The organism is Edaphobacter lichenicola (assembly GCF_014201315.1).
Taxonomy (GTDB): domain Bacteria; phylum Acidobacteriota; class Terriglobia; order Terriglobales; family Acidobacteriaceae; genus Edaphobacter; species Edaphobacter lichenicola_B.
Window position 1 is genome coordinate 131281 of the sequence record NZ_JACHDY010000001.1, and the last position, 23662, is coordinate 154942.

Consider the following 23662-nt stretch of genomic DNA (forward strand, 5'->3'; position numbering starts at 1 on the left):
ATCGAACTCGAGTGCTACCAGCCGGCTGAAGCCAATCACAATAGTGGCAGGTCGAAGCTCAGAACGATCTTCTATTAAATTGGGAAATGCATAGTGCAAACCACGTTGACTTAGGATCTTCTATCCGTCCCGAAGTACGTTCTTTAGAGATATCCAACAATAAAAACCACGCCTGTTAAGTTACTCGGATGCATTTAAGAAGACTTTCTCAAGGAAGACAGCTTATGCAAGGCGGCCTTTGCAGCAGCTGCAGCAGCCACGGAGTGAGATTTGAGGTAGTCCATGGTAGGAGATTGGCCGGGCGGCCGCGGAGTCAGACCGAGCGTTCGAAGAGCGTGGTTTGCGCGGTAGGTGTTCGCGCGAAGGGTGTCTTTAAACTGAACGTTGACATTGAGCGAAACAGAGACGTTGTCGTCGTTTTCGACCCAGTGAGGACAGTTCACCGGAATGTGCACACCGTTTCCGGGGCGCAATTTATACGAAGTAGCGCGGGCCTGAAATTGTGGTTTGTAGACAGGGGCGTTGTTATCCACCGTCCAGAAGCGTTCGATCTCCTCTTCAGGAAGAACCTCTCGATCCGCACGATCGAAGATGTGAATTGTCTTTGTTCCTTTGATCTGGAGCAGGAAGCTACACTCTCGATCGATGTGGTAGGTTGCGATGCGCTTCGGAGAGGTGACGAAGATCAGCGCATCTTCACGGAGAATTCGAGACTTCAGATCCTGATCAATTTTTGATTTGATCTTTTCCCACCCACTGCCTAGAAATATCTTGTATTTTGGGTCTTTCTGAACGTCTTTGAATAAGAGCCAGGCTCCACAGGTCTCGATACGTTCCATGGTCTCGACGACTGAGAACTGTTTTGCAGGCATCTGATCCCATCGTTGGTCGACCCGGATATTACCGGCATCGTAGTAGATGCCTCCTGGTCTGTCCCTTTTCGTGCGATCCGCTAGCTCCATGAGCTCGGGAATCTGCAATAACGGATGTTCCGCAAGCGAATGAGTGATCTCGAAGTGCTCGCGATCAAATCCGCGGCTCAGCTGATCCGGGTCGGTTGTAATCCAGCACTCTTCAAGAAGGTCGTTCGAGATGGTTTGAGTTGACATAGCTAACACGTGCTCCCAGGCCAGAAATTTCACGCAAAGTCTATTCTCTAGATTTGCGTCCGCACAATGAAAATGTAAGTTCAGTCTCAGTAACTTACCAAAGTAATTTCCGAAAACTTCAAACCTTGCATCGGTCTGTCTGCCGAGATCTCTGGGGTACAGGGTATAGCTTTTTCTCAGGAGAATCACTCAAAATCTTCAATTGACCCGAGGTTTATGAGGACTGGTACCGGACTTGTTCGAGTTAATTCCAGCCAGGAACTTCAGGTTGGCCGCAAATCTCTCTGGAACAACTCGGGAATAGACATTAGACCATCCTTGCGTTGCTGGAGACCGAAATGTGGATCGTACGACTGGGTGCGAGGTCGGCGACCCGTGGGGTCGGATGATGTTTACTCGTTGCGATGACACCGCGTTCCGATGACTGCGAGTCGGCTTTGGTCTAAGAGACCGGCGAGAAATGGCAGCATCGACTCTCCTCTCGAACCTCAACCGGCACCGAGCCAGCTTCGTGAAAGGCTCTTCAAGAGTGCGAATAGAAACACGGTGGAGAGCAACGTGCCGCACAACAAACAACAGCAAAGTCAAAGACGTTGATTGAGGAAAAAACACGTTGACACCAGTGACCTGCTCATAGAAAGCCGACATATCGGTGCCAATCGTGATTAGAGACTGCGAAGGGCAGTCATGAAATTTTCGATCTTGCGGGTCGGCGAGGTTTTGCCGGATTTGAGGTTGCGCTCAATGCATAATCCGGAGAAGAAGGACAGCACCATCTCCGTAATGGCAGAAGGAGCCATCCTGGGCTTTTCTGCCTCGATATTCATGGCGAGAAGGCGCTCTAACAGGGCTCGATTCTCAGCCACGGCACCGTAAGCTTCATCCGGAAGGATAGCGAACTCCCTCATAGAGTTGACGGAAAAACATCCCTGCCGGTCCCCCTTGTTGAGGGGCCATTCTTGAGAAAAGTCTCGACGTTCTTCCAGCCAAGAGGCTCCTTGGTGAGAAGCCCTCTCTTCTCCTGGCTTTCGAGGTAGTGCCGAAGGCACGCCACAAAAAGATCTTCCTTGTCTCGGAACTCGGTGTACAGCACTGACTTGTTCACGCCTGTGGCTCGTTCCAATTCCTGGAGGCTCGTGTCCGCAAACCCGTACTTCCAGAAGACGGTCATAGCCTTCTCCAGCACTTCCTCTCGGCTAAAGCTCTTCGGGCGTCCCATAGACATATTATTCGATAAAGAACTAAATAGTTCAATATCTCTGCATCCTCGCTACGCCCCCATCATCGTATAGAACTGAATGGTTCAAAACGGCTTTGACAGGCCCAACAAGACCCATGCAGGAGCACATGTGATGTCGAATCAGCCGCTTTCCACACCGTATCGAATGGGAGAGCTCGATCTTTCTAACCGCATCGTCATGGCGCCTCTCACTCGTATGCGTGCCCATCCCCACGATCATGTGCCTACAGCATTGCAGGCGGAGTATTACGTGCAACGCGCTTCGGCCGGACTGATCATCGCCGAGGCCACTGCGATTAGCCCCGAAGGATTTGGCTGGGCCGACACACCAGGCCTCTGGACGAAGGAGCAGGTCCGCGGATGGCGACGCGTCACGGACGCCGTCCATGCGGCTGGTGGTCGCATCATTGCACAACTCTGGCACACCGGCGCAATCTCGCATCCTGAACTACTGGACGGCGCGCAGCCCGTGTCCGCATCGAACGTCGATCCAGGCCAGATCTCGGTCACGCGGACGGGAAGGAAGCCCACGGTAACACCCCGGCCTCTGACGAAGCAGGAGATTCAAGTCACGGTTACGGACTTCGCGCGAGCTGCACGAAACGCGATGGAAGCCGGCTTCGATGGTGTCCAGATCCTCGCCAACTATCTCTATTTGATCTCGCAGTTTCTGAACGCCACCACCAATCTGCGTAAGGACGAATATGGAGGGAGCCTGGAGAATCGCTCGCGTTTTCTCTTCGAGGTCGTCGAGTCGGTCCTGGGTGAGGTTGATGCACAACGGGTTGGAGTCAAGATCAGCCCGATGCACGAAGGCGGTGCATTTCAAGCCAATGACGAAACCCTGCCCGTCACCGAATACGCAATTCAGAAGCTGAGCTCTTACAATCTCTCGCACTTGTTGCTCATGGGCAATACCACTGACTTCTCCGGTACTCCACTCGAGAAATTGGCAGACGATGGCATGTTCCAGCATTTCCGTCCTCTCTACAAAGGCACACTGATCGCGAACGTGAATATGGACCGTGATCGCGGGAATCGTCTGATCGCGGAAGGGTTGGCAGATCTGGTAGCGTTCGGCCGTCCTTACATCGCAAATCCTGACCTGGTCCAGAGGTTTGCCTCGAATGCCCCTCTTGCTGAGGTTGATTGGGAAACCGTGTATGGCTCGGGGCCGCACGGCTATTCCGATTACCCAACCTACCAATCATCGTAAGAAAACCCAGGAGCTGAACATGCCAAAGACAACACCCGAACAGAACAAGGCGATTGTTCTCGAAGCCTTCGACACTCTCTTCAACAAACGCGACTACGCAGCAGCAGAACGCTTCTGGTCGCCGAAGTACATCCAGCATAGCGCGCACATCGCGCCGGGACGCGAAGGACTGTTCGCTTTGGTCCGTTCGTCGCCAGATACGTTGCGCTATGAGAATCAACTCATTGTTGCAGAAAGTGACTATGTCATAGCGCACGGCCGTTTCACAGGGAATGGACGGCCCGCCGCCTGGATTGCCGCTGACGTTGTCCGATTCGAAGACGGACTTCTTAGAGAGCATTGGGATGTTCTGCAGGACGAGGCGACCAAGGCCGAATCCATCAGCGGCCTTCCCATGTTTGGCGACAGGTTCCCTTCATAAGGGTTCGACATCCACGCAACATTTGCTCACACAGATCGGAGACATCATGAATCTCACTGGAAACACTATCTTCATTACCGGCGGCGGATCGGGCATTGGCCGTGGGCTCGCAGAGGAACTGCACAAGCGCGGAAACATAGTGATCATTTCAGGCCGACGGAAGAGCCATCTGGACTCCGTTGCCAAGGCCAATCCAGGCATTGAAGCCATAGAACTCGACATCGCAGACCCGGACAGCATCAAAGGTGTGGCGAAGAAGCTGATCGCAGAACACCCGGATTTGAATGTTCTCATCAATAACGCCGGAATCATGGAACCGGATCAGGCGACGGGCGTCATCGACGACAGGCTGCTTGTGTCGACCGTCACGACCAATCTTCTGGGACCTATCCGCTTGACATCTGCCCTGATGGAGCAGATGAAGAGCCGTCGCGGTGTGATTGCGTACAACACATCGGTCCTCGCCTTCGTGCCGTTGGCTGTGACGGCTGTCTACTCCGCCACAAAAGCTGCGCTCCACTCCTATGTATTGTCGCAACGCTTCCTGCTTCGAGACAGCGGTGTTCGCGTTCTTGAGATAGCGCCGCCGTGGGTGCGCACGGAACTCATGAACAGCCGGGAAGCGGAGCAGGCAATGCCTCTCGACCAGTTCATTAACGAAACGTTGGACGTGCTTGGAACAGATGCTGATGAAATTCTGGTTCAAGCGGCGAAGCCTCTGCGAGCCAATCCTGGCCCTGAGGAACATGCCTTGGTGAACGGGTTCAATCAGCAAATGCTGAAGCTATTCGGTTCAACCCAAGCGTAATCGAGGCCAGGCCGCGCATCTTTTAGGGGGATTGAGACCGGGGAGCAAGAGGAAAACTACCAATGTTCGGAACTAAGAAGCTGCAAGGAAAAGTGGCAGTCATTACCGGTGGCACGACGGGGATAGGGTTGGCTGCAGCAAAGCTCTTCGTCACGGAGGGGGCTTACGTCTTCATCACAGGCCGTCGTCAAAAGGAGCTCGACGAGGCCGTGAAAGCAATTGGCACCAACGTTACTGGCGTTCAAGGAGACATCGCCAAATTGACCGACCTTGATCGTCTCTATGAGGCCGTCACGACCAAGGGGAGAATTGATGTAGTTTTCGCTAACGCCGGTGTCGCCGAATTTGCTCCCCTAGGCAAAATCACAGTGGAGCATTTTGACAAGCTCTTCGACATCAACGTCAAAGGAACGCTCTTCACTGTGCAGAAAGCCTTACCGCTGCTGAACGATGGTGGCTCGATTATCCTCAACGGCTCGGTGGCGAGCGTAAAAGGCACGCCCGCCTTCGGCGTCTATGGTGCGACGAAAGCCGCTCTCCGTTCCTTTGTCCGAACCTGGACCTCGGATCTCAAGGACCGTCATATTCGTTCCAACGTTATTAGTCCGGGGCCGACCGATACGCCGGTTATCGATGGACAACCTGCAGACGCCATCGCACGAATCGTGTCCACCATCCCAATGGGACGGATGGGTGATCCCGACGAAATTGCAAAAGCGGCGCTGTTTCTGGCGTCGGACGACTCCAGTTTCGTCACGGGTATCGAACTGTTCGTTGATGGTGGCAGAGGGCAGGTCTGATCGGGAGCAGCTGCGGTGCTTTGATATTTAAGCAGGTTGCATGAACCTGCCCATGATAAAAAGACCAATATTAGGTCCGGGTAGGCTGCCACGAGTGCGGGGAATTTTGGGGACGACGAATCGCGCGGCTAGAGTGACTGGTATGGTACTCGCACTATCCCGGACGCCATTTAATGCTCCTCACGAGTTCCCACAACAATTGTCCCCGTGTCACTGTTCTATACCGAACATACGTGATGATCTCGACGTTGGCATGGTGATGAAGACCGAATCCGGAATGAGAAGCAATCTTGTCATCGTTAAGAACGTACAGATTTCCAATCGACAAATGCGCTGGACTTCCGTACTGGCCGATTGCAAATTGTGGATCGGATTGCAAGTTGTCACTATAGGTCCATACGTTCCGTAGGTCTTTTGGAATATATGGCGGGGACGACGGGGCTCGAACCCGCGACCTCTGCCGTGACAGGGCAGCGCTCTAACCAACTGAGCTACGTCCCCACATTTCACCTTCGATAGCGATTATATCTTACTCAGAACGGGCAGACATACCATCGCCAAAAAACCTGATTCGCTGTCTTTGAGTTCGGCTACGGTCCTTTTCGAAGACCAGTACGTCCAACTCAACGACAGTTGTAAGTCTATCAGATCAAGCAAGATTTTAATGGACCGATTCGTCGTTAGCGGGCGTTTTTATAGATGAGTTCGAGCAACTCATCGTACATCGCCTGCCTCTCCTCCACCGATCCGCTGCGAATGGCTTGAGTCGCACAGTGAGAGAGGTGATTCCGCATCAAGGCCCGAGCCACGGAGCGAAGTGCCTCCTGCACCGACGACACCTGGGTCAGAATGTCGGCGCAGTAGCGGTCCTCCTCGACCATGCGCTGCAAACCCCGAATCTGTCCTTCGAGACGCCGCAGACGGCGCAGGTTGGAGGCCTTGATCTCAGGATCCACCCCAGTAGCCTTGCGTTCCGATTCGCCTATCTCGCAGGCGCAGGAATCGACTACCGCGTTTTTAGATGGAAGATTTGTCTTTTTCGTAGCCATGGTTTTCCTTATTCAAGCCTCAGCCGTCGCAATCGGAGGCTGTTGGTGACAACACTGAAAGAACTGAGCGCCATCGCCGCGCTGGCAATCACCGGGCTCAGCAGCAAACCAAACGCCGGATAAAGTGCACCAGCCGCTACCGGAATCCCGATCACGTTATAGACGAAGGCCCAAAACAGATTCTGCCGCATCACGCGCATCGTGCCCCGCGACAGGGTTATCGCTGCTGCGACGCCAGTAAGATCGCTCCGCATCAGCGTTACATCTCCGGCTTCCATCGCGATGTCCGCGCCACTGGCCATCGTAAGCCCCACATCAGCCTGTGCGAGTGCAGGAGCATCGTTAACCCCATCTCCGACCATCGCGACAACTCGACCTTCCGCTTGAAGACGCTTAACGGCCTCCACCTTACCAGCAGGGAGCACTCCCGCAAGGACCTCATCGACGCCAACTCTCTGTGCAATGGCGTGAGCTGTGCGTTCGTTGTCGCCGGTAAGCATCACCACGCGAAGCCCCTCGTCGTGCATCTTGCGAACAGCGTCGATGGAGCCAGGTTTGATCGTATCCGCAACCGCGAGAACAGCGGCCAGTCTGCCCTCGATCGCAATCCATAGCGGAGTCTTTCCTTCCTCCGACATTCGCTCTGCGGTAGAAACCATCGGCTCAACGAGAACCCCGTTCTTGTTCATCAATGCGGTATTGCCAATCAATAGAGTCTCGCCATCCACGACTCCCACCACGCCGAGTCCGGGAAGCGATTCAAACTCCTCAGCCTGAGGCAGATTCAAACCTCGTGCTACGGCGTATTGAACGATGGCTTCAGCGAGAGGGTGTTCACTGGCACGTTCCAGTGCGGCCGTAACGAGCAGGACATGATCCTCGACGGCACTCGGGCTCTGCGTTCTTGCCGCATCGTCATCGCTAGCAGCGAGAAAAAAATCAGTGACCTCGGGACGCCCGGCCGTAATGGTTCCAGTTTTGTCCAGCACGATGGTATCGATCTTCTCCAATCGCTGAAGAGCCTCTCCACCCTTGATGAGAATTCCATAGTTGGCTCCCCGTCCCGTCGCCACCATCACGGCTGTCGGAACAGCCAGACCCATCGCGCAAGGACAGGCAATCACCAGTACAGTGACGGCAGCCGCAAACGCCTGCATCACGCCGGAGTGCGGAGCGAACAACCGCCACGCCGCGAAGGTAACGATCGCAATTGCCAGCACCGTCGGAACAAACACGGCGCTGATGCGATCCGCGATGCGTTGAATTGGAGCACGAGATCCCTGGGCCTCGCGCAGGAGGCGCACTATCTGTGCCAATGTGCTGGCCGCCCCCAGGCTGGTCGCCCTGTACTGTAGCGATCCCCGCTGATTCAGCGTTCCTCCCATCACCCTGTCTCGAGCCGTCTTCTCAATCGGCAATGACTCGCCTGTCAGCATCGACTCGTCCACGCTGCTCCTGCCCGCGATCACCTCTCCATCCGTAGGTATTCGCTCGCCAGGCCGCACCAGCACAACATCGCCACTCCGGATCGACTCCAACGGCACGCTGCTCTCCATACCGTCTCGCAGAACAGTCGCAGTCTTCGGTTGAAGCTGCACAAGCTTTCGCAGAGCGCTTGCTGTCTGTCCCTTCGCCCTGCTCTCCAGCGCATTCCCAACCAACACCAACCCAATGATCAGAGAGACCGCTTCAAAATAAACATCAGGGGCGATGCCGCGCGCCACAAAAAATCCGGGAGCGATCGTACTGGCAGCCGAGTAGAGATACGCGGCGCCGGTACCAAGCGCCACCAGCGTATTCATATCCGCCGTCTTATGCCGAAGAGCAGACCATGCCTTGGTATAAAACCGTCGTCCTGCCCAGCTCAGAATGAATGTCGCAAGCGCAAAGAGGAACCAGCGAATCAGGTCAGCATCAATTCGATACATCCAGGGAAGCGCGCTGCGCAACAGTGGATCGATCACCCGCATGTTCCAACTCATCAGCGGATCTTTCATCCGCTCCATCCCGCCTATGCCGTCGATCGTCATCAGTGGCATAGACAAGAGCATGGCCACGCCACCGGCGATCAAGCTTGCCACGGCCTTCACTCGCAGTTGCCGATACTCCCTCAGCTGCGCCTCGTCGTGCTGCTCCTGTTCTTCGAGGGCGGACCGGTGTTCGAGAGGGAACTCTGCGCCGTAGCCTGTGCTTCGAATCGCATCTACCAGTGCGGAGGTCGAAGTCGCACCTGGATCGAACGTCACCGTCGCGTTGTGCAGCATCAGGTTGACCGTCGCATCCCGCACCCCAGCCTGATTGCCAAGCTCTCGCTGAAGAAAGGACTGACACGCCGCGCAGGTCATCCCGGAGACAGGAATGGTGACATGCTCTACCGGTGTCGTGACTACGGCTGAAGCTGAGGCCAACGATCCCTTGGCGTCAACTCCGTCTTTGATCTTCAAACTACCCGACATCGCTTCCTCCACAGTTACTTTTCACTGCGTACCGTAAAGCCGATCCGGTTGACCGCACCGGCGATCTTCTCCGCCGATACCCGCTTCGGATCGAACGCCACCCTGGCCGATCCAACCTCGACCGAACTCACCTCAACCCCTTCGATCTTTCCGAGTGCGTCCGTCACCCTGCGAACACAAGCTCCGCAATGCATTCCTTCAATCGACAACCCGAGCGCTTCCTGCATGAAATCTCTCCTCTTCAGGGTTAGATGCAAAATACCCCCTGGGGGTATCAAAAATTATAACCTGCGCCAGAAGTGAAATGAAGTGTCAGGCAGCCACACATTGCATCCAGCCCGCCGCTCCCATACACTGACTCAGGTTCTAAAGAAATTTAATGGGCGGTTAGCTCAGTTGGTTAGAGCATCTCGTTTACACCGAGAGGGTCGGGGGTTCGAATCCCTCACTGCCCACCATGATTTCAATAAGTTAGTAGACCTCCAAACATTCGTGTTCTACATGAGTGCAATCAAGAAATGAAGAAAAGCCTCCTCAGCAGTCTGGGAGGCTTTTGAATTAAGTGGAGAGATGGTCTGTTATAGTCCGGCAGTGCCAGTAAATCGGATCGTTGTGCTTCATCTTCTTGTGAGGGCTTTCCTGCCATGTCAAACCCAGAATGCTACAGGACCGAACGCCAGTATGAAGAAGCCACAAGGACGCGGTTAGCAGCCGAAAATGATTTAGAGAGCTCTTCTCCAAACGCATCGCCGTTTGCCGTGCGCAGCGCAAGGTTTCAGACAGCAAAGCGTGAACAGGCTGCAGCCATGGAGATTCTTAGAGAGCACCGGCGCACCTGCTCCATCTGCAACGCGAAGGGCATACCAGACTAAGACCTGTTGGAAGTGACTTGCAATTCAGCTTCAATGCACGTCGAACGTGGTCCGGAAGTCAGGAGCTTCGCAGGTTCTCGATCATGGCCAGCACATCAGCCGAGTCCACCACAAAGCGCGAGGTGCCGTCGAGTGAATCTGCGTCCTCCAGAACCCAGCGACGCTCGTGTTGCATCCTGCTGGCTTCGCTCCGACGCAGAGAGCCATGAAAGTGGCTGGCGCCAGTCGCACGAGCCAGGGCCTTTGCATCCTTAATACGCAGACCGCCGCCGACGGCGACATCAATTCTTCCGTCAGCTAGTTTCACCAGCCGCGCCAGCTTGTCCACTCCCGAGAGCACATCAGGTTCGCCCCCGGAGGTGAGAACACGCCTGCAGCCAGTCGCAATCACGTCTTCCAAAGCCTGTTCCAGCGAGTTGGTGTAATCGAAGGCGCGATGAAAGGTGATCTCGAGCGGGGCAGCCAGTTCTACAAGCTCGCGCGTCCGTTCCGCGTCCACCGTGCCGTCGATGCGAAGTATGCCGAGCACAAAGCCGCTCGCTCCGAGACTGCGCGCATGAAGTAGATCCTCTCGCATCAGGGCGAACTCATCGTCCGTATAGTCGAAGTCGCCGCTTCGAGGCCGCAAGAGAACATGAACGGGAAGTCCGCTGCGGAGAACCGCGGCGCGTGTAAGACCGTGACTCGGGGTAAGACCACCTTCGCTGAGGGCGGTGCACAGTTCAATGCGATCAGCCCCGCCTTCGCGCGCGGCGAGACAAGCCTGAATACTCTCGGCACAGAGTTCGAAGATAATCTTGCGCATCAACTCACACGAACCACGGGAGCTTTCCGATCCTTGAATTTAGTTAGCCTGGCCATCCTGCAGAGAGGTATCCGACAAAGAGGCCCTTACTTATATACAGGAAAAATTCATAAAGTGGAAATTTTAGTCTCAAATAATCAAAATTATGAGAGATGTGGATCGAGAAAGTCAATGCATCGGCTTTAGCGTCGAGTCAAAGAGTGTCTGACGCTATTCATCCAGCTTTCGGCAGTTCTCCAATCCGCGCCCGCCAGAGAGCACCCAGGATGGGATCGACAGTGCCGGGCAGAACCTTCAGGGAGGGGTACCGGCGTAGCAGAGCTTGAACGATTCCGTCCCGGATCGGCGCGACATGTTCAAGGATGCTCCCGGTGAACGCAAGGTCGGGAACCCATCCCGAACGGCTCTCGGATGCGTCACGCCGCAGCCGCTCGATGACCAGATGCGCAAGGTGGGCCAGCTCTTCTGCTTCGCGCTGAAGAACGTTCTGCGCCACAGCGTCTCCCTCCACCGCGCACCTCACCACCAGGGGAGCAAGGCGGGTAAAGTCCGGAGCAGGGATCTGGTTGGCATACCCGATAAGCGAATCGAGATCGGGAAGCTGCCACAGATCAAGAATCGCCGGCAGCAAAGTGGTCGTACGCTCTTCATCGATGGCAAAAAAAGTATCGCGCAGCGCCTGATGCCCGATTCTGTTGCCGGAGCCCTGATCGGCCAGCGCAGGTCCCCAACCGCCGGCAGTTGTCAGATCCCCAGATAGAAAGCGCCCGGCGACGTTCGAGCCCGTACCGGCCATCACAAGCACTCCCGGCCCGCCGAAGAACGCGGCATCGAGCGCGATCTCCACATCCCCAACGAGGACCAGCGAGCCCCCAACGCGCTCCGCAAAAGCTTCGCGTATCCAGTCGGTCACCAACGCCACCGTGATGCCTGCCGCGCCAACACAACTGCGTGTAACCGATCTCATCGACACGCCGGTCAACGCGGTCAACTCGGCAAGTGCCTTATCAAGATTCTGCGCCGCAGTGTTCGCGTCGGTACGCATGCGTTTGATGGTGCCGCCCCGCACTCGCGCCAGTTCGCGGGTCTCATCTGCCAGTACATACTCCGTCTTCGTGCCGCCCAGATCCAGTGCCAGATAAAACGCCAAGCCTATTCCTCTTCTCTCTCACTTCAAAAAAATAGTAACAACAGAAGACAGCAAATTTGTTTCTATCTGAGACGGTGTTGCAATAAAGTGTGCGAGCCCCCAGGAGAGCCGCCCATCAAGAGGCAAGGGCAGAGCCGAAGCCCTGCCCTTGTGGTGAAGAATTACTGTCGCCGACACTCCAGAAAACTGCTCCGCAGACCGTGTTAGAACCTGTAGTTTGCTGAGAACTGCAGATGCCGTTCCGTGGATCGTACGGCTTGCTGAATTCCAAACGCGGTTCCTTGGTTTGAGATATTGCCGAAGTTGCTGTCACCGATATTGGTATCAGGGTTGCCATAGCTGACGATGTTGAAGGCATTGAAGGCATCGAACCGAAAGCCCAGAGTCTGCTCACGGAAGGTAACGAAGTCCTTGAAGACCGACATGTCAACGTTGAGATAACGCGGACTGCGGGTGTTGCCATTTCTCGCGTCCCCAAAGGTATTGGGGGCAGGTGCTCCAAAGGCGCACAGGCCGTTGTCTACTCCAGGGGTGGTGCAGGGAATAGCTGAAGGATCGGTGCCATACCAGTTGGCGATGCTACGGTTCACGATCTTCAGCGCACGGTACTGGTTGGGACGCGAATTCCCGAAGCTGTTGGAGTTGTTCCCAGGCCCAAGGATCGTCTCTGGAAACCCGCTGTAGACGACGGCGGCGGTCGAGATCTTCCAACCACCGATCGCCTCGTCTACCAGGCGATTGACTCCAGAGAGATACTGCTTCCCATGACCGACGGGCAAGGCATAGACACCCGTGCCGCTAAGGTTGTGGCGTACATCGTAGGCAGCAGGGCCCCAGTCCGCAGCACTGTCGTAGTAGTTCTGAAACGCACCCTGCCCCCCGAAGGTTGCACCTGAGGTATTCACCGAATAGTTGCCTGCGCTGTTGGTCAGTGCCTTTCCATAGGAGTAGTTCACGGTGAACTCCAACCCATGACTGGTGCGCTCACGGAGAACGGTTTGGAGCGCCTGGTAGTTCGATGCTGCACGCGATTCCGTGATCAGCAGGGAATTGGAGCCGATGCTCACCGAAGGATCGATCGCATTAACCCCGATAAACGGGTTGTTGTAGTACGGAGCCGACGTAGGATCTCCGTTAACCAGATACTGGTTGAGATTGCCGTAGTCTTCAATATGCTGGCCCAGTTCACCGACGTACCCGATCTGCAGCGACAGCGAGCGTGTGATCGCATACTCCGTTGTCAGGTTGAACTCCTGCACATAAGCTGGTTGAATGTGCTGCGGATACACGTTGAACGTGCCGCCCGCACTCACAGTCCCCCCAGTAAACCCTTGCTCGGCTGTTCGTGGAACCCCCGGGTTGCCCGGCGTCGGCGTGACGACCGTCACATTGACGGCCTGGATGAACGGTGTGATGGAGGTCAGACGCTGATTGGACGAGTTGCCCTCAAAGAAGCTGGTCGCGCCATAGCCGCCGCGAATGACAAGACGATCACTTGCCTGATACGCAAAGCCGAGGCGAGGCATGATCTGGCTATAGTTGGCCTGATAGCAGGCCCGCGTGCTGCATAGGCCCGATCCAACAGGCGCACCCGCGGGTATCTTGCCCGCGTAGATCACCTGACCGGTGGCGACATTGATGTTGCCCGTCTTGTTATTGGACTCCACCCACGGCTGGTCATACTCGTAACGCAGGCCCACGTTCAGGGTCAGGTGAGGCGTGGCCTTGTAGTCGTCGTTGATGAATCCGGAGGCGCGCCACTGCCGCTGACCCACGTTGATGCTGGTCAGGGTGGCGGCGGCGGAGCTCACACGGTCCAGCACAAAGTCCGCGCCCCCGTACCCACCTGCGTTTGTAAGCGAAGGATTGCCGCTAAAGGCGCCGCTGTAGTTCAACGATCCCAGGAAGCCGTTGTTATTGCTGGTCGGATAGTTGTTCTGGTAGCGGAGGGCCTGCACGCCAAGGCTCAACGTGCTCTTGCCGTGCTGCCACGTCAGGTTATCAATGTAGCTGTAGGTATTGTCAGTCAGGCTGCCATTGTCTTGCGCACTGTTGCCTAAACTGCTCAAACCGCCGCTAATGCCTTGTGAGGTGAAGCCCTGGTAGGCCTGGTTGGGAAAGGTGATCCCTACAACGGAGTTTCCTTTGTTGCCGAACACGCCGGTCTGATCCACCGGCAGTCCCTGGTTCCAATTGATGCGTGTGAAACCGATGCGTGCGGAGTTGACGATCGCCGGCGAGAAGATGTGAACCCAGCTGAGGCCGCCAAGCTGCGACGGATAGATGCTGCCATTCGGAAACGAGACCGGCAGAACCGAGGTAGCTCCATCATAGGCAGTCGACTTCGAGTAGAACGCACTGATCCTATCCGCATTGTTCGGGGTGTACTCGATCTTGACATCTCCCTGGTTGTTCGCTCTGAAGGTCCGCAGCGCTCCCTGGTAATCATTGTTGACGATGCCGTCCGTCGGTGTGGCGTTTGGCAGCGGGTACAGCTCCGGATGAGCGAAGAGATACCTCGCAACCGGGTTGACGATAGGGACGCCCTTGTTTCCGACATACGGAGCGAACCCGTTCAACGGATCGTAGAGTTGAATCGGATTGGAGCCCGTGAGAAGCGCGGAGAAATCTCCGTTCCGCATGGCCTGGGTAAAGACGCTTGCCGGAGAGGTTCCTCCCTGGTGGTAACGAGAACCCAGGTAGTCGACAAAGAAGAAAAGTTTGTCGCGCTTGATCGGACCGCCAAAGGTGCCCCCAAACTGAGACTGGGAGAATGGGTTGATGCGGATGGGCGGGCTCTGGTGATTATTCACCCAGGAGTTTGCGTTGAGTCTGTAGTCCTGAACGTAGCCATACGCCGAGCCATGAAATTGGTTCGTTCCGCTCTTGAGAATGCTGACCACACCGGCACCATTGACGTTGCCGTAGTCGGCCGGAGAGTTGGCCGTCAGTACCTTGATCTCCTGCAGAGACTCGGGGGCAGGGCTATACGCGATCAGGTTATTGAACGTCTCATTCAGGTCGATGCCCTCCAGCGTGTAGTTGTTCGCCTGGGCGCGGTTGCCATTCAAGTTGATCGAGTCCGTGTACTGAGTGCTGCGCTCGATACTCGTCGTGCCCGAGGTGCCCACCGTGCTTACGGAGCCAGGAACGTAGAGCGTCAAAGCCGAGAAGTCGAGACCATTCAAAGGAAAGTTCTGGATCGTATTCGTAGTAAACGTACCGCTGAGCGTCGCGTCATTGGTGTTCAGAATTGGCGCAGCCTCCGAGACGTTGACCACCGTCGAGCTCGCGCCTATCGTAAGCTTCACATTGAACGTGACCGTCTGCAGAACCTCCAGTTGAAATGCAGGAATGGTCTCCTTGTCGAAGCCCTTCGCATCAATCGTCACCTCATAGCTGCCGATCGGCAGAAACTGAACTCGATACAGTCCAGCCGAATTTGTTGTCGCAGTCGAGTCCACACCTGTATCCGTGTTGTGCGCCACTACGCTCGCTCCCCCAACGAGAGCGCCACTCGGGTCTGTCACCACGCCGGTGATCGTTCCGGTGACGGTCTGAGCCAGCAGGGTCTGCGTGCAGAAGAGTGCCACCATGGCAATCACGACCCAGGAGATACGGTTGAGAAACTTCATCTTTTGCGCTGCTTTCATCATTTGAACGACTCCAGGGTGACTGTAGGACATGGGAGGATCCGCGCAGGGGACAACGGCTGGCCGATGCCGAAGATCCGCTTGATGCGGTCATGAAAATCAAATTGTTGCTAGAGCATAGAAATCTATGTAAACATTTGTCAACACAACTTTTCATAATTCTGAAGAAAACTAGTTCATATACGCAAAATGGAACCGCCAATCTGCCGAAATTTAGCCATATGTAGATTTAAGCGTGATTAGAATGGACGAGACATGGCCCAGAAGACACAGGATCGCGCAAACCAGATACTTCACCTCCTGCTACAGAAAGGCCAGAGCTGCGTTGAGGATCTGGCCGTCACCATTGACGCCTCCCCGGCGAGCGTCCGTCGCGACCTGATCAAACTTGCCCAGCGCGGTCTGGTGAACCGCACCCACGGCAGCGTCGAGCTGGCCGGCAAGATGACCTACGAGCCGTTCCGGTTCGATGCCGCCTTCCCCCTGCGCGAAGAGCGTTTTGCGAACGAGAAACGCCGCATCGCCATCGCCGCCGCCGAGATGGTCAACGAGGGCGACACCATCGCGCTCTCGCCCGGCACCACCACCACCCAGGTAGCCCGCAGCCTCAGGCATCGTGAGGGCATCCACATCGTCACCAACGCGGTCAATATCGGCATGGAGTTTTCCAGCCTCCCCAACGCCCGCGTCACCCTTACGGGAGGTTCCATCCGCTGGCCAGGCGCGTTCTCAATGGTCGGTGCAACCGCCTTCGACTCACTGCAGCGGCTCTTCTTCGACAAGGTCTTCATGGGCGCATGCGGAATTCACCCCGACCACGGCCTGACCGTCATCGAATCCGACGAAGCGCTGGTTCTGGGCGAGATGGTCAGACACGCCAAGCAGGTCATTGCAGTCGCGGATGCGAGCAAACTCGGCATCTTCACCCCCGTCAAAGTCTGCGCTACAAGCGACCTGCACACCATCATCACGGACGATAGCGTCGATCCGGAGCTGGTCGAGGCCTTCCACCGAAAGCAGGTCCGCGTGATCATCGTCTAACGGGCGTTCATCGTCCAGATGCGAAGCAAGCCTGATATTCAAAAAGATTGCGGTTACCCTCCCACCAACTCATGAGACTATGAGTTCATGCGTGCAGCCTGGGCCCTTTTCCCCCTTTTTCTAGGAGCGCCGGCGCTCCTGCAGCTCCACGCTCAAAGCAGACCCTCGATGGTACCGCCCAGGCTGATCAGTATGCCAACCCCGGATTGCCGGGCAGGGAAGCCCTGCCACAGAACTCACGGCCAGGTCCGTCTGATCGTCGATGTCCTCGAGGATGGCAAAGTGGGCGAGATCAGGGTAGAGATCGGCGACGACGCTAGGCTGGCTGATGCAGCCACCGCGGCTGCTCAACAGGCCGAGTTCGTCGCTGGCTCCTTTCTAGGCAAGCCGCAGAGTATGGATTACGTCATGAACTTTCACTTTTAGCGGGTCTCGGCGTCTTTCGGGCATCTGTCGGTCTTCGATCTTCGCGCCGATCGACAAAAAAACTAGCATATTCAGATCTTTTGTCCTCCGATCGTCATCCAAAGAACGCAACCCCGGGAGTATCATAATAAAGTGCCAAAATATTCCATCGTCGTCCCCTTCCATAACGAGGAAGAGAATGTCACCACTCTCTACGACCGCCTGAAGGCTGTCATGGAGCACGTCAACGACACCTTCGAGTTGGTCTTCGTCGACGACGGCTCCCGCGATCGCACCTACCGCCTGCTCGAAGAGATTGCCGCCGTAGACAGCCGCGTCCTGGTCATCAAGCTCCGCCGCAACTTCGGTCAGACCTCCGCCCTCGCCGCCGGCTTCGATCACGCCCAGGGCGACTTCATCCTCGCCATGGACGGCGACCTACAGCACGACCCCGACGAGATCCCTGGCTTCCTCGCAAAACTCGAGGAGGGCTACGACGTAGTAAGCGGCTGGCGCTCCCAGCGCGGCGACAACTTCATCATGCGCCGCATCCCCTCTCGCGCTGCAAACTGGCTCATGGCCGCACTCAGCGGCGTCGACATCCACGACTTCGGCACCACCTTCAAGGCCTACCGCCGCGAGGTCATCCAGAACATCCCCCTCTACGGCGAGATGCATCGGTTCATCCCCGCCCTCGCCTCCTGGTATGGCGCAAGCATCTGCGAGATCCCCATCTCCAATCCCGCCCGCGAGTTCGGAGAGAGTCACTACGGAATCTCCCGCACCTTCCGCGTCTTCTTCGATCTCCTCACCATCCGGTTCCTGCTCCGCTATATGACGCGTCCGCTGCACTTCTTCGGGACCATTGGAGCCTTCGGCATGGTAGCCGGCTTTGGCATGGCCGCCTGGCTTCTCATCCTCAAGATCGTCACTGGCCAGCACATCATGAGCCTCCACGGCCCCCTCTTCGTCATCGCCGGCGTTCTCATCCTCGCCGGAATCCAGATGATGGGTATCGGTCTGCTCGGAGAGCTCCAGGTACGCCACTTTCATACCGCCGCCCACCGCGCACCCTACGCCGTAGACCGCATCCTGCGCCTGCGCTCCGAAGAGAGCCTCATCCAGTAGCCCGCGTCGTCAAGACAAACCTTCGCAGCACCCGTCAGACTCTGACGACAGGGGCTGTTGCCGCAACTCGTCGACGGAAAATCGACTTGTATCTGCCATTCAACCACCTGAGTAGCGGCGTTTCCACGAACCAGAAACAGACCATACCTGTCAGAATCACGCACACCAGCGCGATCCCTTCTCTCAAGACAAGGGGACCGCTCCTCAGGAACCCTATCGGAATCCTGGCCATGAGTCGCGAGATCATCTCGGTCGAAATCGCAGAGGTTAAATAGATGGAGTAAGACCCATTCCCCACTTCCACCAGCATCTTGCCAAGTCGAGACCTCACCTGCGGCCCCCAGAAAACCATTCCGCTAACCAGCAGCCAGGCCGCAACTCCCCAGGTCCCTACTCGAGGAAGCATATCTACCCCCACCAGAACGTTCTGTTCCAGTGCGACGTTCGTCGTAGTGTAGAAAGTGACCAGTCCTGCCGCAAGGACTCCGGCAACCAGCATCGCAATGCCTGTCCTGCGCTGTCTTCCGAATCTCTGAAACCCAAGTGCCGTAATGTTTCCCATCACAAACTCAAGCAGAATTGGATTCATGACAATCACTAGGCCCGATCGGCGGATGCCCAGAAACTCCCCCACCACCACCAGAAGAACCAGTGCAGCGATCGTATTCCGAACCGCATCTCGTATCGTGATCCGCAGAAACACAGTCAGGACGTAATAGAAGAACATCTCGAAGATCAGCGTCCACGCCAGGCCAATGATCAAGTGGACCCGTGGATAAGAGAGGCCGGGAAGCAGAAACCAGAAGTCCAGGAAGGTGAATCCCGACACCTCACTCGAACGAAGCCATCGAGTCAAAGGGAAGAGAATCACGATCCAGTAGATCGGCAAGATTCGCAGGATGCGCCGGGCGATGAAGTGGAGTGATTCGAATCGGGGCTCTCCCGACCCAGCCCTTAACGCGGTCAGCCCTAAAATAAATCCGCTGATGACAAAAAAAATGTCAACGCCGAACATCCCAAGATTTCCAAATCGCACCATCGCCAAGCTACCGCTTCCGCCCATCATCTGCATCAGATGGAGCGCAGCCACTAGGATGACGGCAATTGCTCGCCATATTTGAAGGCCTTCGATTTGATGATGTGTCTTTGAAAGCTGCATGGCGCTGAAGTTGATCGGCAAATGGATCCAGTTCGGCGGGGGAGGTGCTAGGGGGAGTACGCGCGTAACCGATCTTGATCCATCACCATCTTACCAAAGTACCTAAGCCTCAGTCTCTTCCAGACGGTGTAGGCGCTGCCTTCTGCTGCTCTCTTTTCAGCTCTTCTTGCGCTTCCCTGGTCGAGTCCTTGAACGCCGCCGCGTCCAGATCCTTGGCCAGTTTGTCCTGCTCCACCATCGGATCGGTCAGCGTCTCCAGGTATCCCACAAACTGCTGAACACACTCCCGCTCCTCCGGCGGCTGCTGGTTTTCGTTCAACTCCTTCCGCAGCACATCCTCAAGCCTCAGCGCATCGTCCAGGCCAAATGCGATAGAGGCGTACGACGTACGACTACGCAGAGCAAACACGTCCTCATGCAATCCCGTCTGGCTCACGATCAAGCCGTTGCGCGCATTTTCGAAGGATTGCTTCCCACACGTCTCCGTAATTGCTTCCGAACCTTCAGCCGCTAAATGAATCGGCCCCAGCGTTGCCGTCTTCGGCTGAGTCAATCTTGAAAGATCGTTCAGAACATCGCTTCGGTGGCCCGAGTGACAACCAGCAATCAGTATCACCATCCCGGCGAGGAGCACACCTCGCCCTATTGTGGCCCTTTTTAGGCCCTGCACCCATTCACTCACTGTTGGCCCTCAACCGTCCCTCTGATCCACTCGTCACGCAATCAACGAAATAGATCTAAGCTATTCTATGCCTTGATTTACGCAGGGTATATCACCTTTCGGACGCGCTACACTTCAGAAGCCGTCTCCCAACTGCTTTGCCAAATCCTTCCGAAACGCCTGCTCTCGCTCTGACACATAGGCTTTGTACCCCTCCGCATCAACAAATGGGTTGACGGCTCCAGCCTTCATCCTCGCGAACTTCTCCTCCAGATCAAAGTAGCTCCCATGCGCCCCCAGAAACACATCGCAAGGCAGTGACTTCAATGTCCGAAACGTCAACTCATAGTCCTGCGCCATTGTCGGATAGACCACGCTCCTCACCAACTTATATCCGGGGTTCACATTAGGGCTGCCTACAATCACGACGTTATAAACCGCACCGCCGTCGCGTACCTTCAAACTCCAGGTCGTACATCCCTTCGTATGCCCGGGCGTCAAATGCGCAACCAACACGACGTCTCCCAACCGAACCTCATCCCCATCATGCAGCACGCGGTCAACCTTCGTTGCGGGATACCAGTTGCCCGACGACTTGCCATATTGAAAATCAGTCTTGCCGCCCGACTCCACCACCGGGACATCCCGGTCCATCACCATATACTTCGCGCCAGTCAACTGCTTCAACACCTTGCTTCCCGAGCAGTGATCGCGATGCGCATGACTTATGAGCAAAATCTTCACATCGCTGAACTTGAACCCAAGCGCTTCAATATTCTTCCTAATCTGCGGAACGCTGCTCGGCAGATTGCTGTTGATGAGAATGTGTCCCTGCGGTGTCGTAACTAAGTAAGAACCCAGATCCTTACTCCCCACGTAGTACACATTACCGACCACACGAAAAGGCTCATGATTCGTCGTCCAGTCAGGATCGTTTTGTGCGAAGAGACCGCAGACAAAGACGAAGGTCAGCAAGAGGGAGCGAAGCAGCATGGCAAAGCATAACTCTCCCTCGAAGACGCCGCCAACGCTCCCAACCCTGGCTCCATTAACCTGAGTGGTACATCCTCCTCAACGCAAAGGGAAGAACTAGACTGCAGCGACAGTCTTGCTGCGAATCACCTGAGCCCCAAAACGCTCCATCTCCTCCGCCTGCGGACTCGATTGCAGCAGCACCAGATCCACCCCCACCGCGGCAAACTCCTCCATCCGCTCCGCCACCTGCTCCGGCGTTCCCACAAACCCGCACCGCAGCCCGCGATTCGACACCGAGTAGTCCTTCAACGAGATCTCCGTCTGCAGGTTCGACCCCGTCACCCACTGCTCATAGTTCGCATACCCACGCGCCGACTGCTTCACATCCGTAATCCGCTCCACCTCGCCGAGCGCCTCCGCCTCCGAGTCCCGCACCACCGCATACCCCGCAACGCCAAACGTCATAGGCCCCAGCCCCAACTTCTCGCGCCGCTCCCGCATGTCGACGATCTTCTTCCCCACAGCCTCCGGAGCATCGCCATGCATCAGGTACGCATCGCACTTCGCCGCAATCAGATTCTTCGCCGTCTCCGACTCGCCACCCGCATACAACGTAGGCCGCGGCTTGCTCACCGGCTTCGGCGAAAGCACATTCTCCCGCACGTCATAGTAGTTGCCTTTATAAGAAAACCCCTGCGTCTTCCAGCATCCATCCACCACATCGAGCCACTCCGACGTCCGCGCATACCGATCGTCATGCTCGTCGAAGTGAACCCCATACTTCGTAGCCTCATCCTTCCACCAGCTCGAAACCACATTCAACGTCAGCCGCCCATGCGACATCTGATCGATCGAAGCCGCCTGCTTTGCCAGCAGCGCCGGGTTATGAAACGTAGGCCGCACCGCAACCATCAGCTCCAGCCGCTCCGTCACCGCAGCCAGTGCCGCAGCCGTCGACCACGCATCGAGCGAAGGAGCATCCACACCCTTGATGTCATTCAGATTCAACTCCGCAATCAGAGTCAGATCGTATCCAATCGTCTCCGCCTTCTTCGCCAGGTCGCGCACATACTCCCAGCTCGCAACCATCTTCTCGTCCTCGACGTTGCGCAGCCAGCCCCCAAAGACCGGCAACCAGAAGCCGTATCGCATCCCAGTCTTTGCGATCGAAGCCTTTGTGATCCCCGTCGTTGCGATCGAAGACGTTGTGCTCCCTGTCGTTGTGCTCCCCAACGTGCTCAAAGCCGCGCCCCCGCCATCTCCCCCACACCCGCCCGTCGCTCATTCACCATCCGAGCCTCCTCCTCCAGCCAGTCCGCCAGCTTCACAAACGGGTCAAAGCCCACAACCTTCTGCCCATCGGCCACAAAGTTCGAGAGCGCATTGATGTCGTAGTACATCCTCACTCCGTCGCGGTCGTCCACCATAAACTCCACGCCGCCCAGTTCGATCCCCGCAGCAGCCATCAGCCGCTCCACCTCTTCGATCACCTCAGGCGGCGCCTCAAAAGCCTCTACCGCCAGCCCATCCTTGGCCGCATCAATCGGGCAAGCCGCACGTTCCAGCTCCACGCCCAACGGTGTCTTGCAGATATCCGCCGGGCAAAGGTCAAACGTCTCGCCGGTGATATGTATCTTAATCGCGTACAAATACTTCCCGTTCAAAACTTCAACGCGAACGATGAACGACCCGCGCGCCGGTACAAACTCCTGCACCAGCCCCGTCGAATCCATCCCCAGAGTCAGCCCGTTCTCGGTAGCCGAAGCCTCCGCCAGATGCTCCTTTGTCTGGAACTTCACCACACCGCTTCCACTGCCACCAATATTCGGCTTCACCACAACAGGGAAGCGCAAACCCTCCGCCGCCGCACTCGCCTGCGAAGCCCGGTGCATCACACGCGCCTTCGGATACCCAAGCCCCAGCGCCTCCAGCATCGAAAGCTGAGCCGCCTTCGACAGCTCGCTCCGAAAAGCCTTCACGCCATTCACCACGCGAACGCCTCTGCTCTCCAGGTGCTCCAGAAACCCCAGCGTGTAAAAGATCTGATCCCCATGCCCGCGATTCCACGCCGAAGGGCTCATCTTGTTCAGCACCACCGCATACTTGTCCTCCGGATGATCCTCCGGCCCATAGCTGTGCTCCACCGCACTCAGCTTCACATAGTTCGCCCCACGTCGATCCAACTCCTCAAACAACAGCCTGAACCAGATCGGCTGCTCATAATAAATCGCAATAGGCAAAGACTGACGGCTGGACATAATCTTCTTCACATCCCCTTCAAACGTTCGACTCAAAACTCGCCCCACAGTTACAACAGAGGACTGAACGGTAGCCTCTCGAATCTAATATCTCAATTTTAGATGAAGAAATTACCTGCACGCTTCAGTGAATGACTCTGCGACTTGTGAACCTGCGTGATTTATCTATTTAGTGTTCAGGGGAAGATGGCGAAAGTATAGGTGTGGAAATGGATATAGTCTATTTACTTTGGTATGTCAGTGAGCGGGAAAATGAAGAGGACACAGAGCTTTTGATCGGAGTGTATCTGTCTGAAGCAAACGCGAGAGACGCTATTAGTCGATTGAATGTGCAACCGGGGTTCGTTGACTATCCCGAAGGCTTTGAGATCCATCCATACAAAATCGGACAGGATCACTGGACTGAGGGTTTTGTGAGAATAGCGGAAGATCAAGTCCCATAAACAAACCGTTTTT

At 56.0% G+C, this 23662-nt stretch carries 22 protein-coding genes and 2 tRNA genes; 9 read left to right on the forward strand and 15 right to left on the reverse strand.

What is annotated here, in order from left to right; genetic code table 11:
• Positions 1–194 precede the first annotated feature (194 nt).
• The 3 genes from HDF09_RS00545 to HDF09_RS20575 form a co-directional block, all read right to left on the reverse strand.
• Complete coding sequence (locus HDF09_RS00545) at positions 195–1298, reverse strand: transcriptional regulator (RefSeq protein ID WP_183760254.1); 1104 nt, start codon at positions 1296–1298, stop codon at positions 195–197.
• A gap of 476 nt (positions 1299–1774) precedes the next feature.
• A complete protein-coding gene (locus HDF09_RS20570; protein ID WP_260180839.1) occupies positions 1775–1975 on the reverse strand; it encodes a hypothetical protein in 201 nt (66 codons plus the stop codon).
• A gap of 38 nt (positions 1976–2013) precedes the next feature.
• Positions 2014–2280 (reverse strand): TetR/AcrR family transcriptional regulator, encoded by a 267-nt coding sequence (locus tag HDF09_RS20575; RefSeq protein WP_260180840.1) that lies wholly within the window; start codon positions 2278–2280, stop codon positions 2014–2016.
• 181 nt (positions 2281–2461) lie between these two features.
• On the opposite strand from HDF09_RS20575, the gene HDF09_RS00555 reads away from it, so the two are divergent.
• The 4 genes from HDF09_RS00555 (at position 2462) to HDF09_RS00570 (ending at position 5594) form a co-directional block, all read left to right on the forward strand.
• Positions 2462–3565: an alkene reductase gene (locus tag HDF09_RS00555; protein ID WP_183760256.1), complete on the forward strand. Its 1104-nt coding sequence runs from the start codon at positions 2462–2464 to the stop codon at positions 3563–3565.
• A gap of 19 nt (positions 3566–3584) precedes the next feature.
• Positions 3585–3986: a nuclear transport factor 2 family protein gene (locus tag HDF09_RS00560; RefSeq protein WP_183760258.1), complete on the forward strand. Its 402-nt coding sequence runs from the start codon at positions 3585–3587 to the stop codon at positions 3984–3986.
• A gap of 46 nt (positions 3987–4032) precedes the next feature.
• Complete coding sequence (locus tag HDF09_RS00565; protein WP_183760260.1) at positions 4033–4794, forward strand: SDR family oxidoreductase; 762 nt, start codon at positions 4033–4035, stop codon at positions 4792–4794.
• Between the two features lie 62 nt (positions 4795–4856).
• Positions 4857–5594 (forward strand): SDR family oxidoreductase, encoded by a 738-nt coding sequence (locus tag HDF09_RS00570; RefSeq protein WP_183760262.1) that lies wholly within the window; start codon positions 4857–4859, stop codon positions 5592–5594.
• 424 nt (positions 5595–6018) lie between these two features.
• Here the strand turns inward: HDF09_RS00570 and HDF09_RS00575 are convergent.
• The 4 genes from HDF09_RS00575 to HDF09_RS00590 form a co-directional block, all read right to left on the reverse strand.
• A tRNA-Asp gene (locus HDF09_RS00575) sits at positions 6019–6095 on the reverse strand.
• A gap of 179 nt (positions 6096–6274) precedes the next feature.
• On the reverse strand, positions 6275–6643 hold the full coding sequence (locus HDF09_RS21465) for a metal-sensitive transcriptional regulator (RefSeq protein ID WP_183760264.1): 369 nt from the start codon (positions 6641–6643) through the stop codon (positions 6275–6277).
• A gap of 8 nt (positions 6644–6651) precedes the next feature.
• Positions 6652–9099, reverse strand: a complete 2448-nt coding sequence (locus tag HDF09_RS00585) for a heavy metal translocating P-type ATPase (RefSeq protein WP_183760266.1) — start codon at positions 9097–9099, stop codon at positions 6652–6654.
• Between the two features lie 14 nt (positions 9100–9113).
• A complete protein-coding gene (locus HDF09_RS00590; protein WP_183760268.1) occupies positions 9114–9326 on the reverse strand; it encodes a heavy-metal-associated domain-containing protein in 213 nt (70 codons plus the stop codon).
• 154 nt (positions 9327–9480) lie between these two features.
• Here HDF09_RS00590 and HDF09_RS00595 point away from each other — a divergent pair.
• Positions 9481–9557: transfer RNA gene (locus HDF09_RS00595), tRNA-Val, on the forward strand.
• A 472-nt stretch (positions 9558–10029) separates the two neighbouring features.
• Here HDF09_RS00595 and HDF09_RS00600 read toward each other — a convergent pair.
• From HDF09_RS00600 to HDF09_RS00610, 3 genes are all read right to left on the reverse strand, one after another.
• Positions 10030–10776 (reverse strand): copper homeostasis protein CutC, encoded by a 747-nt coding sequence (locus tag HDF09_RS00600; RefSeq protein ID WP_183760270.1) that lies wholly within the window; start codon positions 10774–10776, stop codon positions 10030–10032.
• Between the two features lie 214 nt (positions 10777–10990).
• Entirely contained in the window at positions 10991–11926 is a 936-nt protein-coding gene (locus tag HDF09_RS00605; protein ID WP_183760271.1) for an N-acetylglucosamine kinase, read from the reverse strand.
• Between the two features lie 203 nt (positions 11927–12129).
• On the reverse strand, positions 12130–15582 hold the full coding sequence (locus HDF09_RS00610) for a TonB-dependent receptor (RefSeq protein WP_183760273.1): 3453 nt from the start codon (positions 15580–15582) through the stop codon (positions 12130–12132).
• Positions 15583–15834: 252 nt separating this feature from the next.
• Here HDF09_RS00610 and HDF09_RS00615 point away from each other — a divergent pair, with 252 nt between their 5' ends.
• The 3 genes from HDF09_RS00615 (at position 15835) to HDF09_RS00625 (ending at position 18153) form a co-directional block, all read left to right on the forward strand.
• Entirely contained in the window at positions 15835–16620 is a 786-nt protein-coding gene (locus HDF09_RS00615; RefSeq protein ID WP_183760276.1) for a DeoR/GlpR family DNA-binding transcription regulator, read from the forward strand.
• 192 nt (positions 16621–16812) lie between these two features.
• The gene (locus HDF09_RS00620; RefSeq protein ID WP_183760278.1) at positions 16813–17046 is read left to right on the forward strand and encodes a TonB family protein; all 234 of its coding nucleotides are present in this window, start codon (positions 16813–16815) and stop codon (positions 17044–17046) included.
• 132 nt (positions 17047–17178) lie between these two features.
• Positions 17179–18153, forward strand: coding sequence for a glycosyltransferase family 2 protein (locus HDF09_RS00625; protein WP_183760280.1), 975 nt, complete (start codon positions 17179–17181; stop codon positions 18151–18153).
• A gap of 34 nt (positions 18154–18187) precedes the next feature.
• On the opposite strand, the gene HDF09_RS00630 is transcribed toward HDF09_RS00625, so the two are convergent.
• The 5 genes from HDF09_RS00630 to HDF09_RS00650 all read right to left on the reverse strand — a co-directional run bounded on the left by HDF09_RS00630 (position 18188) and on the right by HDF09_RS00650 (position 23206).
• Complete coding sequence (locus tag HDF09_RS00630; RefSeq protein WP_183760282.1) at positions 18188–19333, reverse strand: acyltransferase family protein; 1146 nt, start codon at positions 19331–19333, stop codon at positions 18188–18190.
• An 88-nt stretch (positions 19334–19421) separates the two neighbouring features.
• Positions 19422–19865 (reverse strand): hypothetical protein, encoded by a 444-nt coding sequence (locus tag HDF09_RS00635; RefSeq protein ID WP_183760284.1) that lies wholly within the window; start codon positions 19863–19865, stop codon positions 19422–19424.
• Positions 19866–20108: 243 nt separating this feature from the next.
• On the reverse strand, positions 20109–20966 hold the full coding sequence (gene bla / locus HDF09_RS00640; protein ID WP_183760286.1) for a subclass B3 metallo-beta-lactamase: 858 nt from the start codon (positions 20964–20966) through the stop codon (positions 20109–20111).
• A 96-nt stretch (positions 20967–21062) separates the two neighbouring features.
• Positions 21063–22100 carry an LLM class flavin-dependent oxidoreductase gene (locus HDF09_RS00645; protein WP_183763011.1) on the reverse strand — a complete coding sequence of 346 codons (1038 nt, stop codon included), beginning with the start codon at positions 22098–22100 and terminating at the stop codon, positions 21063–21065.
• A gap of 86 nt (positions 22101–22186) precedes the next feature.
• Positions 22187–23206, reverse strand: coding sequence for an ATP-grasp domain-containing protein (locus HDF09_RS00650; protein ID WP_183763014.1), 1020 nt, complete (start codon positions 23204–23206; stop codon positions 22187–22189).
• Between the two features lie 209 nt (positions 23207–23415).
• Here HDF09_RS00650 and HDF09_RS21480 point away from each other — a divergent pair, with 209 nt between their 5' ends.
• The gene (locus tag HDF09_RS21480; RefSeq protein ID WP_465245926.1) at positions 23416–23649 is read left to right on the forward strand and encodes a DUF7336 domain-containing protein; all 234 of its coding nucleotides are present in this window, start codon (positions 23416–23418) and stop codon (positions 23647–23649) included.
• The last annotated feature ends 13 nt before the right edge of the window (positions 23650–23662 follow it).